Origin of the sequence: Frigidibacter sp. MR17.14 (genome assembly GCF_037095735.1) — a bacterium.
GTDB lineage: Bacteria > Pseudomonadota > Alphaproteobacteria > Rhodobacterales > Rhodobacteraceae > Frigidibacter.
On sequence record NZ_JBAWKD010000001.1, the window covers coordinates 138983 to 153774 of the forward strand.

Genomic DNA, 14792 nt, shown 5'->3' on the forward strand with positions numbered 1-14792 from the left:
GGGCCGGACCGGGCCAGAGGGGGCTCTGCCCCCGCGGCTGCGCCGCTCCCCCGGGATATTTGGGCCAATGCGAAAACGCGAAGAGGGGTGCGCTCGGCCGCCTGGGATCACTCGGCAATGGTGACCTCGCCGGTGGCGGTCCGGGCGCGGAACTCGGGGCGGTACATGTCCTCGAGGCTGGCGGCGGGCTGGTGGAAGCGGCCGGGCGTCACCGCGCGCAGGATGTAGGCGAGGCGGAAGGCCGCGCCGTCCTGCGCGTCAACGGCGGCGCGGAAGCGCTCGGCCCGGAACTCGGCGCTGGCCGGTTCCGCGGTCTCGAGCCAGTCGAGCGCCGCGATGTCGCCGCCGCGGATCAGGGCCGGGTTGTCGATCTCGATCCCCGCGGGCAGCGGGTCGTCGATCATCAACCGCGCAGCGCCGCCCTCGAGCGGGGTGATGTCGAGCACCGCCACGAGGCGATCGCCCTGTTTCAGCGCGCCGATCTCGGCCGGATCGCCGTCGAGCGTGTAATAGCTGCGCGCGATGCGCCAGCCGCGACCGCCCTCGGGCTCGGGCTCGGCCGGCGTGCCGAAGGTGGTCAGCGTCAGGTCGGTCGGGCGGTCGCCCGCGTTGGTCAGCGTCATCGGCGCCGGCAGGTCGTCATAGGCGCGCAGGAACGGCCCCGCGACCGGCGCGCCGGCGAGCGTCAGCCGCGGCGCCGCGCTGCCCGCGATCAGCGCCTGCGTGGCCAGAAGCGACCAGGCAGCCTCTTGCGTCGAGACCGCGGTCGCATCGCCCAGGCCCTGCGCCACGCGCGTCGCCAGGCCTGGGTCGGCACCCGCGGTCGAGCCCGCCTCGGTCGCCAGCGCCAGCACCGCCGCCGCATCGCGCAGCGGCGTGCCGTAATCGGCGCGCCACACCTGCCCCTCGGGCGCGGCGCCGCGCGCCATCGCCACGGCGCGGGCGAACATCGCGTCGGCCCGCGCCTGCTCGCCCACCATCGCCAGCGCCGCGCCGAGCTGGGCCGCGGCGATCGGCGTGTCGAACGCCGCGGGCTTCTGGTCTGCGTAATAGCGCACGTCGCCGATCGCCGCCGCGCCCTCGCGCGCCAGCACCATCAGCGCATACGCCCAGGGGCCGCCGTCCGCGTCGAACTCGGGCGCGTAGGAAAGCTGGCTGCGCAGGTTGTCGAGCGCGGCACGGAAAGCGGTCTCGGGCACCGCGTGGCCGGTGGCGCGGGCGCGCGACAGGAAATCGGTCACATAGGCATCGAGCCAGAGATCGCCGGCATCCGGCCGCCAGAGCCCGAAGCTGCCGCCCGCCGACTGGTTCAGCAGCACTTTTCCGATCGCCCCGGCGATGCGGGCATCCAGATCGCCCGCGCCCTTCGCCCCCATCGCCCCGGCGACCGACGACAGGTAGAGAAGCGGCAGCGCCTTCGAGGTCACCTGTTCCGTGCAGCCGTAGGGATAGGTGTCGAGCCGGTGCAGAAGGCCCGCCGCGTCGAAGCGCGCGACCGGCCCCGCGGCCAGCGTCATCCGCCCCGTTCCCGGCACCAGCCCCGCGAAGGCATCCGCGGTCACGGTGAAACCCTGCCCCGGCGCCAGCGAGACGCGGGTCTGCCGCGCGACCTCGGGGTCGAGAACCCGCACCGGCAGGCGCAGCACCTGCTCGAGCCGCGCCCCGCCGGGCGGGGTCAGCGCGACGCGGATCTCGCCGTCGCCGGCCGCGGGCCCCGCGGTCAGCGGCACCGTCACCGCCTGTCGCCCGCCCTCGGCCAGCGTCACCGTCGCCGGCGCGGCGCCAAGGGTGACGCCCTGCCCCGTGACCTCCAACGCCATCTCGCCCGCCGGACCCTTGGCATGGGCGATGTCGAGCCTGAGCCGCGCCGCGTCGCCGGGGGCAAGGAACCGCGGCAGGCTTGCCGTCACCACCACCGGGTCGCGCACCAGCACCTGCGCCTGCGCCTGCCCGACGCCGGTCTGCGACCAGGCGATCGCCATCAGCCGGACCGAGCCGTTGAAGGCCGGCAGGTCGAAGCGCGCCCGCGCCAACCCGTCCGGCCCCACCGTCACCGGGCCCGAGACGAAGGCCAGCAGGTCCTCGGTCGGCGGCGGGCCCTGCAGGCCCATTGCCGCCGCTCCGTCACCGCCCGAGCGTACCATGCCCGGTCGCCCGGCCTGCCCGTCGATCAGCCGCCCGTAGAGGTCGCGCAGCGCGACGCCCAGCCGGCGCTGGCCGAAGTAATGCGCGCCCGGGTCCGGGGCCTTGAAACCGGTCAGGTTCAGGATGCCCTCGTCCACCGCGGCGATCACCGCCGTCGCGGTCTCGCCCGGCGCGATGCCCTCGACCTTCAGCGCGACCTCCAAGGGCCCGCGCGGATCGGCCTCGGCCGGGGCCTGCAGGCTCGCGGTCAGGCGATGCGCGCCGGGGTCGACCGCGGCATGGGCGAGGCCCAGCGCCCGGACCGGCGCCTGTTCCGCCTGGGTCTGGTCAAGCGGTCGCACAAGCGTCGCCGCGACATAGGCGCCCGCCCCCCAGGCGTCGGTCACCGGCAGCGCGATCTCCTGCGCGCCCGCCGTCACCGCGACCGCGCGGCTGTCGATCAGCCGGTCGGAGACCACGTTGACCAACGCGGTGCCGGCCGTGGCCGCCTCGATCCGAAGCAGCGCCGTGTCGCCGGGGCGATAGGCGGCGCGGTCGAGCGCCACCGTCAGCCGGTCGGGCGTGTCGGTCCCCGCCCCGGCCGCGTACCAGCCCGAGGGAAAGCCCGTCGAGGTCGTGGCCCCGCCCGGGCCCGTCACCACCAGCTCGTATTCGCCCCAGTCGGTCGGCAGCGCGATCCGGCCCGGCGCGGCAGGGTCCAGCGTCAGGACCCCTGCGTCGATCTCGGTCCGGGTCGTCACCGGCTCCCACTGCCATTCGCCGTAAAGCACGTACCATTGCCAGTCGGTCTCGACCCGGTTCAGCCGCCAGCGGACGTCGAGCGCGACCGGCTGCGCATCGGGGCCCAGCGCCAGCACGTCGAACCGCGCCTCGGCCCCGCGGTCGAGCGCGCCCTCGAAGAGCGGCTTCACCCCGATCACCGGGTGGTCGGGCAGGACCGCGCGGGTCAGGCGCCGCTCGACCGGACGGGCCGAGCCCTCGGACAGCCGCACCGCGACCCGCGCCGTCAGCGGCCCGGCGATGGCGCCGGTCTCGGGGAAGACCAGCCGGACGGTGGCCCGGCCCGCCGCATCGGTCTCGGCATCGCCCGCAAGGCTTTCGTACCAGGACTGCGGCTCGGCGTCGTGACGGCCGAAGCGATAGCCTGGCCAGGCCTCAAGCGTGGTTGCCGGCGCCAGCCGCAGGTCGCCCTCGATCCTGAGGCCCGCGCCCGGCGCGCCGTAGAGATAGCGCGCGTCGACCGCGACCTCGGGCGAAGCGCCCAAGGCCAGCGGCGCCTCGGACAGGCCAAGGTCGAAATCGATCCGCTCGGGCAGGAAATCCTCGACCAGCAGCCGCGCGACGGCCAAGGGGGCGGCCTTGGGATCGGTCCGCGCCTCCAGCACCCAGGTCCCGCGCGGCGCATCGGCGGGCAGCGCCATGTCCAACAGGTGCCCGCCCGCCCCCGCCTCGGGCGCGAGCTGCGCAAGATGCTCGACGCCATCGGGGCGCATCAGCCGCAGCGTCACCGGCACGCCCGGCAGCGCCTCGGCCCGCGGGTCGCGCGCCAGCGCCGTGGCATGGATCACCTCGCCCGGGCGGTAGGCGCCGCGGTCCGTCGCGAGGAAGACGTCGATCGGCCCCGGCGCCTCGCGCCCCTCGACGCCGCGGTCCGACAGGTCGAATTCGGGATCGGTCAGCGGCAGGAAGGTGCTGTCCTCCCCCATCCGCGCGGTGACCAGCGCGGGGGCGGCATTGCCGGTGCCCGCGGTCAGCCCGGGCCCGAAATCGGCGCGGCCCTCGGCATCGGTCACCGCGCTGGCCAGCACCGCGTTCGCGCGGCTGACCAGCGCCACCTCGACCCCCGCCAAGGCCCGCGCAGAGCCCAGCGCGCGGGCGAAGACATGCAGCCCGTCGGTGCCCCCCACCGTCGCCAGCCCGATGTCGGAGACGACGAACCATTGCAGCGCCGGCGGATGGTCATAGGGATCGAGCCCCGGCACCGCGGCGGACAGCAGATAGATCCCCGGCCCCTGCCCCTTCAGCGGCTCATCGAGCGGCAGACGCACCGTGACCTCGCGGTTGACCGTGTCCGGCCCGCCCGCGGGCGGCTCGAGCGTGCCGGACCAGACCGGCTCGGCCAGCGCCTCGACCAGCTGGCGGCCCTGCCATTCGGCAAGCGGCCGGCCGAAACTGTCCTCGCGCAGCGCCTGCACGAGATTGCGGTCCGCCACCTTCGACAGCGCGACGTCGAGCTTCGGCGCATTCACCGTCACCACCGGGATCCCGGCCCCCGGCGCGCGCGGCAGCACATAGGCGCGGCCCGGGAAGCTGGCCTGCGGGCTGCGGTCGCGCACATAGGCCGTCAGCGTCACGTCCTTCGCCGTCACCTCGCCCGAGGCCGCGGGCAGCCCCGCGCGGAAGGTGAAGCGGTAGTCGCGGCCATGTTCGATCCCGGTCACGCAAAGCCGGCTGCCCGAGGCCGAGATCGCCAACCCCTGCACCTCGCTGCGCAGGAAGGGCGCGTAATCGGTGGCCCCGCCCGCCAGCTCTTCCGAGAAATCGGCACAGATCGTCGGCCGCGCCGCATCCGCCGTCACCTCGTGACCGGTGACGCGGAAGCCGTGTTTCTCGACCGTCTCGTCCAGAAGGGCTGTCAGATCGCCGCGCCCCGGCGCCTCGGCCACGGCGGCCCGCAGCACCGCGATCGCTTCGCGCCCGCGGTCGAGCCGGACCAGCGCCCGGCCGGTCAGCATCAGCGCCTCGACCGCGACCGGCCCGTCCCCGGCCCGCAGCCGCGCGTTGATCGCCGCCGACAGGGCCCGTTCCGCCTGCGCGCGCAACGCGTCCTCGTCCCCCGGCAGCGCCAGCAGCATCCCGGCATAGGCGGCCCAGTCCGCCGCCAGATCGCCCAGCGCCACGCCCGCGGCCTGCGCCTGCACGGCCGAGGGCGCATTGCCCACGCCCTGCCAGCGCCGCGCCTCGGCCAGCCAATCCTCGACCGGGCGCGCGCCCGGCGCGGCCTCGGTCCCGATCGCGACCGCCTGCGCCAGCGCCGCCGCGAAATCCTCGGCCCGCAGCCCGGCCAGCGCGCCCGCCCGCGCCCGCGCCGCCGCATTACCGACACGCGCCACCAGCACATGGCCCGACAGCGCGCCCGCATAGGGCCGGGTCTCGGCCACACCGCTTTTCGGGAAGCACGACCCCGCCCGCGCGTTGTAGGTCAGCGCCTTGCAGGCCTCGTCGGCCAGACAGGCCGCCCGGCAGCCCTCGAACGAGGTATCAAGGATCGTGCGCAGGTCCGCGCCGTAGAAATCCAGATCCGGGCTCACCACCAGCCGCCGCTCGGGCACCAGCGGCCCCGCCGGCACCTCGGCCCGCGCCAGCCCCGCCACGGCGAGCGTCACCGCCAGCGCCACGCCCCAGATCCGTCCCATCGCCGATCCTCCCTGATCAACCGAAGGCTGTCAGACCCCCCCGGCCTTGGCAATGAGTCGCCCCCCTTGGACGCCGCGCTTTAAGCCCGCCTTTACCGGGACTCGGCCAGCCTCCGGGGCGCAGGCGGGGGGCAGGCAGACAGGCGGTAGGATGGGGCTCGACCCGACGGTTCTTCTGGAACGGCTGGCCAAGGAACGGCGCGCACGGCTGGCGGCAGAGCGGCTGCTGGACCAGAAGCAGCGCGAGCTGACCGAGGCGAACCAGCGCCTGTCCCAGCATGCGCGGTCACTGTCCGACCAGATCGTCGAACAGCGCCACGGGCTGGAACGTGCCCGGTCAGAGGCCGCGACGCTGAAATCCCAGACCACCCGCGCGCTCGAGGATCTGGAACAGGCGACCTCGCTGGCCCGCATCGCCCAGACCCGGCTCTGGGACGCGCTGGAAACCGTGAAGGACGGCTTCGCGGTCTTCGATTCCGACCTGCGGCTGGTGGTGGCGAACCGGGCGTGGCTGTCGTTCTTCGAGGGCCGCATCGCGATCACCCAGGGCGTCAGCTACGACGCGGTGCTGCGCATCGTCGCCGAACGCGGGCTGCTGGACCTCGAGGGCCGCGATCCGCTCGACTGGCATCACGAGATGACGGCGCGGATCCGCCGCGACCGGATCGAGCCCTTCACGATCCGTCTCGCCGATGGCCGCAGCCTGCGCCTGATCGACCGCTGGGGGGCGGATGGCGACCTCGTGGGCCTCGTGCAGGACATCACCGACACGATCCGGCGCGAGGCCGAGCTGCAAGAGGCGCGCATCAAGGCCGAGGCCGCGAACCGCGCCAAATCCGCCTTCCTCGCCAACATGAGCCACGAGATCCGCACGCCGATGAACGGCGTCGTCGGCATGGCGGAACTCCTGTGCGAAACCGCCCTGACCGAGGATCAGCGGCTTTACGCGGACACCATCCGCTCGTCGGGCGAGGCGCTTTTGCAGATCATCAACGACGTGCTCGACTATTCGAAGATCGAGGCCGAGCGGATGCGGCTTTATCCCGAACCCTTCGACCTCGAGCGCTGCCTGCACGAGGTGATGATGCTGCTCGAACCCTCGGCGCGCGAGAAGGGGGTGAAGCTGGTCGTCGATTACGACCTGTTCCTGCCCACCCGCTTCATCGCCGACCCGGGGCGGATGCGGCAGATCCTGACCAACCTCGTCGGCAACGCGGTGAAGTTCACGCAGGAAGGCCATGTCATGGCCCGTGTCGTCGGGCTGGAGCGCGCCGACGGGCGCTGCGACCTGCATGTCACGGTCGAGGACACCGGGATCGGCATCGCGGCCGAGAATCTCGACAAGGTCTTCGGCGAGTTCAATCAGGTCGAGGCCGCGCAGAACCGCAAGTTCGAGGGCACCGGGCTCGGCCTCGCGATCACCCGCCAGCTGGTGACGATGATGGAGGGTACGGTCTGGGTCGACAGCACGCTCGGCCGCGGCTCATGCTTCGGCTTCCGCGTGCCCCTGCCGGTGGCCGAGGCGCGCGAGGCCGAGGGGCCCTCGGCCGATCCGATCCGGATGAACTGCGCGCTGGTCGTCGACGACACGCTGATCAACCGCATGATCCTCGAACGCCAGCTGGCCGCCTACGGGATCGAGGTGACGCTCTGCGGCTCGGCCGAAGAGGCGCTGGCGGTGGTCGACCGCGGCCTGTCCTTCGACCTCGTGCTGACCGATCACGACATGCCGGGGATGGACGGGCTCGAATTCGCGGAAAAGCTGCGGGAAAAGGGGATCGAGGTGCCAGTGCTGCTGGTCTCCTCCGACCCCGCCGATGCCGATCAGGCGGCCACCGGGCAGGTGGCCGCGGTCCTGCAGAAGCCGATCCTGCGCTCGGACCTGATGAAGACGCTTCAGGCGATCTCGGGCGCGCCCGCCGCGCGGCCCGAGGAACCGCCCCCCGCCCCGCCGCCCCCCCCGCCCGAGGCCGCGCCCGGCCGCGCGATGCGCGTGCTCGCGGCCGAGGACAACCGCACCAATCAGCTCGTTTTCCGCAAGATGGTCAAGGACCTCGACATCGACCTAGACTTCGCGGGCAACGGCCGCGAGGCGGTCGAGAAATGGCGCAGCTGGCAGCCCGACCTGATCTTCATGGACATCTCGATGCCCGAGATGGACGGCAAGGAAGCGACCCGCGCGATCCGCACCGCCGAGCGCGCCTTGGGCAGCCATGTCCCGGTGGTGGCGCTGACCGCCCATGCGATGGAGGGCGATGCCGAGGAATTCCTGGCCGCGGGGCTCGACCATTACCTGACCAAACCCCTGAAGAAGAACGCGATCGTCGAGCGGATCACCTCGCATTGCCCGCCCGGAGCCCGCCCGCCGCTGGCCGGTCAGCCACTCGACCTCGCGGGCGAATAGACGCCCGCCCCCGTTAGTCCTCAGGGTGAATTATTCCTTGGTCGCAGATCGCGACCAGTACCTGATCAAACATCTGAGAAAGCATAGAACAATCGAGCCGATCAGCTCCTATTGCCCGCCCGCGGCTGGCCCGGCAGACGCTGGGCCTTGCGGAGACGCCGCGCGCGCGCGCCCTGCGCCGATACCACGGTGTCATCGCCCGGGCCCGCCGCACTGGCGTCTGACGCCCCCGGCATACGGACACACGGCCTCTTGCGCGCTTCGCCCGGGCCGGCAGGCCTTGGCGCGGACCGACAGAACCCGGCACGCCCCGGTGCGCCGTAGGCATGATCACGTCCCGCGCAGACCACGCTCCCCGCGCACGCCCCCCCCGCCGAGGTCGGCCAGATGCGCCGCCCGCCCTCAGTCCGCCTCGGTCAGCACCGCAAGAAACGCCGCCCCGTAGCGTTCGGCCCGCGCCTCGCCGAGGATCCGCGCCACCGCGGCCTCGGTCGCCGGCCGCCGCTCGGCCAGTTGCCGCAACAGCGCCGGCGGGCAGCTCAGCGGCTTGCCCGTCCCGTCCTCGCCCCGCGCCAGCTCGACCGCCACCTCGGCCAGCCGGTCATAGAGCGGCGCCGCCCCGCTGCCCGCCAGCCGCATCCGCGCCGGATGCGGCCGCTCGGCCCCGCCGCCGGTGATCACCTCGAGGAAGGCCGCCCCGTAGCTGTCGAGCTTCTTGGCCCCCACCCCGGTGATCCCCGCCATCTGGTCCAGCGTCGCGGGCCGCCGCTCAGCCATCTCGATCAGCGTGCGGTCGGCGAAGACGACATAGGCCGGCACGCCCTGCGCCTCGGCCAGCGCGCGCCGCTTGGCCTTCAGCGCCGACAGCAACGGCGCATCCGTCTCGGCCACCAGCGCCTTCACCACGGTCCGCCCCGCGCCAGAGCGCACCGGCAGGTCGCGGCGGAACACCACCTTCTCTTCCCCCTTCAGCACGGGGCGCGCGCGGTCGGTCATCCGCAAGGCGCCGTGGCGGGCGGGATCGGGGCGCAACAGGTCGAGCCCCATCATCTGCCGGAAGATTCCCTGCCACTCGCCCTTCGACAGGTCGCGCCCGACGCCGAAGGTCGGCAGCTGGTCGTGGCGGCGCTCGCGCACCTTGTCGGTCTCGGCGCCGATCAGGATGTCGATCAGATGGCCCGAGCCAAACCACTCGTCGGTCCTGAGGCAGGCCGACAGCGCCTTGCGCGCGGCCTCGGTCCCATCGAAGACCCGGGGCGGGCGGTCGCAGGTGTCGCAATTGCCGCAGGGCTCCGCCACCTCGCCGAAATAGCCCAGCAGCTTCTGGCGGCGGCAGCCCGTCGCCTCGGCCAGCCCCAGCAGCGCGTTCAGCCGCCAGTGGTCGGCCTCCTTGCGCTCGCCGGGCGCGATGCCCTCGTCGATCTGCTGGCGGCGATAGCGGATGTCGTCGGGCCCATAAAGGCACAGCGTCTCGGCCGGCGCCCCGTCGCGGCCGGCGCGGCCGATCTCCTGGTAATAGGCCTCGATCGATTTCGACAGGTCGGCATGCGCGACCCAGCGGATGTCGGGCTTGTCGATGCCCATCCCGAAGGCGACCGTCGCGACGACGATCAGCCCGTCCTCTCGCTGGAACCGGGTCTCGACCGCGCGGCGGTCGTCGGGATCCATGCCGCCGTGATAGAAGCAGGCGGGATGGCCGGCCTCGGACAGCGCCTGCGACAGCACCTCGGTCTTGGCGCGGGTGCCGCAATAGACGATGCCGGACTGCCCCGGCCGCGCCGCCGCGAAGTCGAGGATCTGCCGCCGCGGCCCGTCCTTGGCGGCGAAGGCGATGTGGATGTTCGGCCGGTCGAAACCGCGCAGGAAGCGCGCCGGTGCCGCCCCGTCGAACAGCCGGCGCACGATCTCGTCCTGGGTCTCGCCATCCGCCGTCGCGGTGAAGGCCGCCAGCGGCACGTCCAGCGTGCGGCGCAATTCGCCGATGCGCAGGTAGTCGGGGCGGAAGTCATGGCCCCACTGGCTGACGCAATGCGCCTCGTCCACCGCGATCGCCGCGACCCCGATCCGGCGCAGCAAGGGCAGCGTCGCGGCAGAGGCCAGCCGCTCGGGCGCCAGGTACAGAAGCTTCAGCCTCCCTTCGTCCAGCGCCGCGAAGACCTCTTCGGTCTCTTCCTCGGTGTTGCCCGAGGTCAGCGCGCCGGCCTCGACCCCCACCGCCTTCAGGGCCCGCACCTGGTCGCGCATCAGCGCGATCAGCGGCGAGATCACCAGCGTGACGCCGTCCCGGCAGATCGCGGGCAGCTGGTAGCACAGCGACTTGCCGCCGCCCGTGGGCATGATCGCCAGCGTGTCGCGCCCCGCAAGGACCGCGCGCACGATCTCTTCCTGCCCGGGCCGGAAGCCCGGGAAGCCGAAGACCCGGTGCAGCGTCGGGCCGAGGGCCTCCACGCCCGCAAGGGTCTCTGCCGCCCCGCTCACGGGATCAGGCGAAGCCGTAGAAGAAGCCCGCGTTGTTGCGAAGCGCCTGCTGCAGGATGATGATGATGATGAAGACCACCAGCGGCGCCAGATCGAGCCCGCCGGTGTTGGGCAGGATCCGCCGGATCGGGCCGTACAGCGGCTCGAGCAGGTTGGTCAGCCCCTGCCAGATCTGGGCGACGATCGGCTGGCGCAGGTTCAGCACCTGGAAGTTGATCAGCCAGCTCATGATGATGTGGACGATCATGACGAACCAGATCACGTCGAGGATCAGCATCAGGGCTTGGAACAGCGTAACCATCGTCATCTCCAGGGGGGCATCGCCGCCTTAGGTAAGGGCAAGCGCCGCGTGACGCAACAGCGCGCGGCCCGCGGCCTCTTGGCCCCGGCGCGGCGGCGCGGCAAGATGCCCGCGAAGGAGAGCCGATGTACCCGTTCCTGCGCATCCAAATGGCCTGCGGCGCCGCCCGCCGCGCCCCGCCTCTGGCGATGACCGACACGCTCGTGACCCGGACCACGATCCTGCCCTGGGATCTCGACATCTGGAACGAGCTGAACAACGGCCGCACGCTGACGCTCTTCGATCTCGGGCGGCTGCCGCTGCTGATCCGCACCGGGGTGCTGGCCGCCGCGCGGGCGCAGGGCTGGGGGCTGACCGTCGCCGGATCGTCAGTGCGCTACCGCCGGCGGGTGACGCTGTTCGACCGGCTCGAGATGCGCTCGCGGATCCTCGGCTGGGACCAGCGCTTCTTCTACATCGACCAGAGCCTGTGGCGGAAGGACGAGGCGACGAGCCATGTGCTGATCCGCAAGGCCGTCGCCGGCAAGCAGGGCATCGTCGCGCCGGCCGAGGTGCTGACCGCGATGGGCCGCCCCTACACCTCGCCGCCCCTGCCCGGCTGGGTCGCCGCCTGGATCGGCGCCGACCGCGAACGCCCCTGGCCACCCCAGACCTGACCCCCAGACCAGACGCCGGGCAAAGGTGCCCAGGCGCGGGGGGCGCGGGGGGCGAGCTCGCCCCCCGACCCTGTTTGGGCCCCACTCTTGCGGTGACGGCGCAACTGCGGCGATATGCGATCACTTTGAAGCAGGTCCGCCCGGATGCAGGAGACCCCCATGGCAGTGACGGCGCGCAAGCGGATCCTCGGCTGGTATTTCTTCGACTGGGCCAGCCAGCCCTACGCCACGCTGCTGATGACCTTCGTCTTCGCCCCCTATGTGCAAGAGATCCTCGGCGACGGCAGCCTCGCGCAGGCGGTCTGGGGCTATGGCATCGGCGCCGCCGGGGTGGTGATCGCGCTGCTCGCGCCGCTCTTGGGCGCGATGGCCGACCGCTCGGGCGGGCGCATGGGCTTCGTCGGGCTCTTCTCGGTGCTCTACGCGCTCGGTGCCTGGGGCCTGTGGGTCGCGCGCCCCGACGATCCGAACCTGCTCTTCGTCATGCTCTGCTTCGGGCTCGGCCTCGCCGCGATGGAATTCGCCACGATCTTCACCAACGCGCTGCTGCCCGGCCTCGGCAGCCGGGCCGAGCTTGGGCGCATCTCCGGCTCGGGCTGGGCCTTCGGCTACCTTGGCGGCCTGATCTCGCTGATCCTGATGCTGTGCTTCCTGGCCGAGAACGCCGCGACGGGGCGCACCCTCTTCGGCCTGCCGCCGCTCTTCGGCCTCGACCCGGCCCTGCGCGAGGGCACCCGCGCCGTGGGCCCGCTGACCGCGATCTGGTACCTGGTCTTCATGGTGCCGTTCTTCCTCTGGGTCCGCGACCCCGGCGTCATCGCCCCGGTGCCGATCGCCCAGGCCGCGCGCGAGGCGCTGCCGCGGCTGAAGACCACGCTGCGCACCCTGCCCGCCCGGCGCAGCCTCTCGGCCTATCTCGCCTCGTCGATGCTCTACCGCGACGCGCTGAACGGCATGTACACCTTCGGCGGCATCTATGCCGCGGGCGTGCTGGGCTGGAGCGTCACCGACGTCGGCAAGTTCGGCCTGCTCGCGGTCCTGACCGGCGCGGTCTTCGCCTGGATCGGCGGCAAGGCCGACGACCGCTTCGGCCCGAAACCGGTGATCGCGCTCAATGTCGTCATCCTCGCGCTGGTGGCCTTCGCCATCACCCAGGTCTCGCGCAGCTCGGTCTTCGGCACCGTGGTCGCCGCCGACAGCTGGCTGCCCGACGCCGCCTTTTACATTCTCGGCGCGCTGATCGGCGCGGCGGGCGGCGCGCTGCAGGCCGCAAGCCGCACCATGCTCGTGCGCCAGTCCGACCCCGCCCACCTGACCGAGGCCTTCGGGCTCTACGCCCTGGCCGGCAAGGCCACCGCCTTCCTCGCGCCCATCACCATCGGCATCACCACCCAACTGAGCGGAAGCCAGCAGGCCGGCATCGTTCCCCTGATCGTGCTCTTCCTTCTCGGCCTCGGGCTGCTACTCTGGGTGAAACCCGAAGGAGAGAGCCCCGCATGATCCGACCCGTCCTGCGCGCCCTCGCGCTGGTGGCGCTCGCGGCCCTCGCCGCCGCCCCCGCCACGGCAGAGCCGCTGGCCCGCCAGCTCTTCGGGGCCAAGTCCACGCCCTCGCGCCACCAGCCCGAACCGATCGGCTTCTATTCGAAGGGCTGCGCCGCGGGCCTCGTGCAGATGCCCGAAACCGGGCCGACCTGGCAGGCGATGCGGCTGTCGCGCAACCGCAACTGGGGCCAGCCAGAGATGATCCGCTATCTCGCGGACCTCTCGGCCTATGCCACCCGCCTCGGCTGGGCCGGGCTCTACATCGGCGACATCAGCCAGCCCCGCGGCGGCCCGATGACCGGCGGCCACGCCAGCCACCAGATCGGGCTCGATGCCGATGTCTGGATGCTGCCGCCGCGCCGGCTGAACCTGACCCGGGCCGAGCGCGAAAGCCTCAGCTCGATCTCGGTCCGCACCGAGGACCAGCGCCGGATCAACGGCAACTTCACCCCCGCCCATGCCGCGCTGCTGAAGGCCGCGGCCTCGGACCCGCGCGTCGACCGGGTCTTCGTCGCCGCGGCGGTGAAGATCGAGATGTGCCGCACCGCCAGCCGCCGCGACAGCGACTGGCTGCAGAAGATCCGCCCCATCGCCGGGCACAACACCCATTTCCACGTCCGCCTGAAATGCCCCGCCGGCGCGCGCTTCTGCCAGCACCAGACCCCCACCGTGGACGAGCTGTCGAAGGGCGGCTCGGGCTGCGACGAGACGCTGATGTGGTGGGTGACCGACTACCTGAATCCTCCCAAGTCGACGGGCAAGCCCAAGCCGCAGGAACCGCCCGAAAAGACCGCCCGCACCTACACGATGGCCGACCTCCCCAACCAATGCACCACCGTTCTCGCCTCGGACTGATCGCCCTTGCCGCCACCGCGGGCCTGGCCTGCCTCGCCCTGCCGCTGCTCCCGCCCGGGGCGGCCGGCGGCGGCGCGGCCTCGGGCAGCGAGCCGCCCCTGCCCGGCGTCTTCGTCGGCGCCTTCACCTGGAAGGACCCCGACCCGGCCTTCGGCGGCCTCTCGGGGATCGAGCTCACGCAGGACGGGCTCGGCTTCGTCACCGTCTCGGACCGCGGCACGACCTTCAGTGGCCGGCTGACCCGCAACGCCGCCGGCGCGGTCACCGCAGCGGTCACCACCCCGGCGCAGGCGCTGCATGCCCTGTCGGGGGCCGAGCTGTCGGGCCTGCATGCCGATGCCGAGGGCATCGCGCTCGACCCCGGCGGCGGCGTCTGGATCTCGTTCGAGCAGTTCGCCCGCGTCGATCTCTACGACACGCCCGGCAGCCGCGCCCGCCCCGGCCCGCGCGCCCCGGCGTTCAGGCGGCTCGAGGACAACGGCGCGCTCGAGGCGCTGGCGATCGACGCGCAGGGCCGGCTCGTCACCCTCGCCGAAGAGCCGCTCGACGGCCGCACCGACACGCCGGTCTGGCGGCTCGAGGGCAACCAGTGGCGCGAGGCCTTCTCAATCACCCGCGACCGCAGCTGGAAGCCGGTCGGCGCCGACTTCGGCTCGGACGGGCGGCTCTACCTGCTGGAACGCGCCTTCTGGCCGCCCTTCGGCTTCCAGTCGCGGGTGCGCAGCTTCGATCCCGGCAGCACCGGCACGCGCCCCGATCCCGGCCGCCCGATCCTCGCCAGCCGGGTGGGCGAGTTCGACAATCTCGAAGGCCTCGCCACCTGGACGGATGCGCGGGGCGACATCCGGCTGACGATGGTCTCGGACGACAACTTCCTGTCGCTGCAACGCACCCAGCTCATCGATTACCGGCTGCCGCGCGACGAGTGATTCTTCTTGACCGGACCCGGTCGGCGGACGTATTCCGCCCCGTCGTCCGCGGACGGGGCCGCCA

At 72.6% G+C, this 14792-nt stretch carries 8 protein-coding genes; 5 read left to right on the forward strand and 3 right to left on the reverse strand.

Annotated features, from left to right (window positions below; all coding sequences use genetic code 11):
- Window positions 1-107 precede the first annotated feature (107 nt).
- On the reverse strand, window positions 108-5561 hold the full coding sequence (locus V8J36_RS00640; protein WP_336465319.1) for an alpha-2-macroglobulin family protein: 5454 nt from the start codon (window positions 5559-5561) through the stop codon (window positions 108-110).
- A gap of 151 nt (window positions 5562-5712) precedes the next feature.
- Here V8J36_RS00640 and V8J36_RS00645 point away from each other — a divergent pair, with 151 nt between their 5' ends.
- A complete protein-coding gene (locus tag V8J36_RS00645; RefSeq protein ID WP_336465320.1) occupies window positions 5713-7965 on the forward strand; it encodes a response regulator in 2253 nt (750 codons plus the stop codon).
- A 402-nt stretch (window positions 7966-8367) separates the two neighbouring features.
- Here the strand turns inward: V8J36_RS00645 and recQ are convergent, their stop codons facing one another.
- Window positions 8368-10413 (reverse strand): DNA helicase RecQ, encoded by a 2046-nt coding sequence (gene recQ / locus V8J36_RS00650; RefSeq protein ID WP_336465321.1) that lies wholly within the window; start codon window positions 10411-10413, stop codon window positions 8368-8370.
- Between the two features lie 34 nt (window positions 10414-10447).
- Window positions 10448-10744, reverse strand: coding sequence for a YggT family protein (locus V8J36_RS00655; RefSeq protein WP_336465322.1), 297 nt, complete (start codon window positions 10742-10744; stop codon window positions 10448-10450).
- A gap of 125 nt (window positions 10745-10869) precedes the next feature.
- Between V8J36_RS00655 and V8J36_RS00660 the strand changes: the two genes are divergently transcribed.
- The 4 genes from V8J36_RS00660 to V8J36_RS00675 all read left to right on the forward strand — a co-directional run bounded on the left by V8J36_RS00660 (window position 10870) and on the right by V8J36_RS00675 (window position 14728).
- On the forward strand, window positions 10870-11400 hold the full coding sequence (locus tag V8J36_RS00660; protein WP_336465323.1) for an acyl-CoA thioesterase: 531 nt from the start codon (window positions 10870-10872) through the stop codon (window positions 11398-11400).
- A gap of 159 nt (window positions 11401-11559) precedes the next feature.
- Window positions 11560-12900: an MFS transporter gene (locus V8J36_RS00665; protein WP_336465324.1), complete on the forward strand. Its 1341-nt coding sequence runs from the start codon at window positions 11560-11562 to the stop codon at window positions 12898-12900.
- The gene (gene mepA, locus V8J36_RS00670) at window positions 12897-13799 is read left to right on the forward strand and encodes a penicillin-insensitive murein endopeptidase (protein ID WP_336465325.1); all 903 of its coding nucleotides are present in this window, start codon (window positions 12897-12899) and stop codon (window positions 13797-13799) included. Before V8J36_RS00665 ends, mepA begins: the two co-directional genes overlap by 4 nt.
- Window positions 13772-14728, forward strand: coding sequence for an esterase-like activity of phytase family protein (locus tag V8J36_RS00675; protein WP_336465326.1), 957 nt, complete (start codon window positions 13772-13774; stop codon window positions 14726-14728). The genes mepA and V8J36_RS00675 overlap by 28 nt, the downstream gene beginning before the upstream one ends.
- Window positions 14729-14792: the final 64 nt, after the last annotated feature.

Excerpts from the sequence above, each read along its gene's own strand:
- V8J36_RS00640 (WP_336465319.1), bottom strand. The coding sequence starts at position 5,561 with ATGGGACGGATCTGGGGCGTGGCGCTGGCGGTGACGCTCGCCGTGGCG.
- V8J36_RS00645 (WP_336465320.1), top strand. The coding sequence starts at position 5,713 with ATGGGGCTCGACCCGACGGTTCTTCTGGAACGGCTGGCCAAGGAACGG.
- V8J36_RS00655 (WP_336465322.1), bottom strand. The coding sequence starts at position 10,744 with ATGGTTACGCTGTTCCAAGCCCTGATGCTGATCCTCGACGTGATCTGG.
- V8J36_RS00660 (WP_336465323.1), top strand. The coding sequence starts at position 10,870 with ATGTACCCGTTCCTGCGCATCCAAATGGCCTGCGGCGCCGCCCGCCGC.
- V8J36_RS00665 (WP_336465324.1), top strand. The coding sequence starts at position 11,560 with ATGGCAGTGACGGCGCGCAAGCGGATCCTCGGCTGGTATTTCTTCGAC.
- mepA (WP_336465325.1), top strand. The coding sequence starts at position 12,897 with ATGATCCGACCCGTCCTGCGCGCCCTCGCGCTGGTGGCGCTCGCGGCC.
- V8J36_RS00675 (WP_336465326.1), top strand. The coding sequence starts at position 13,772 with ATGCACCACCGTTCTCGCCTCGGACTGATCGCCCTTGCCGCCACCGCG.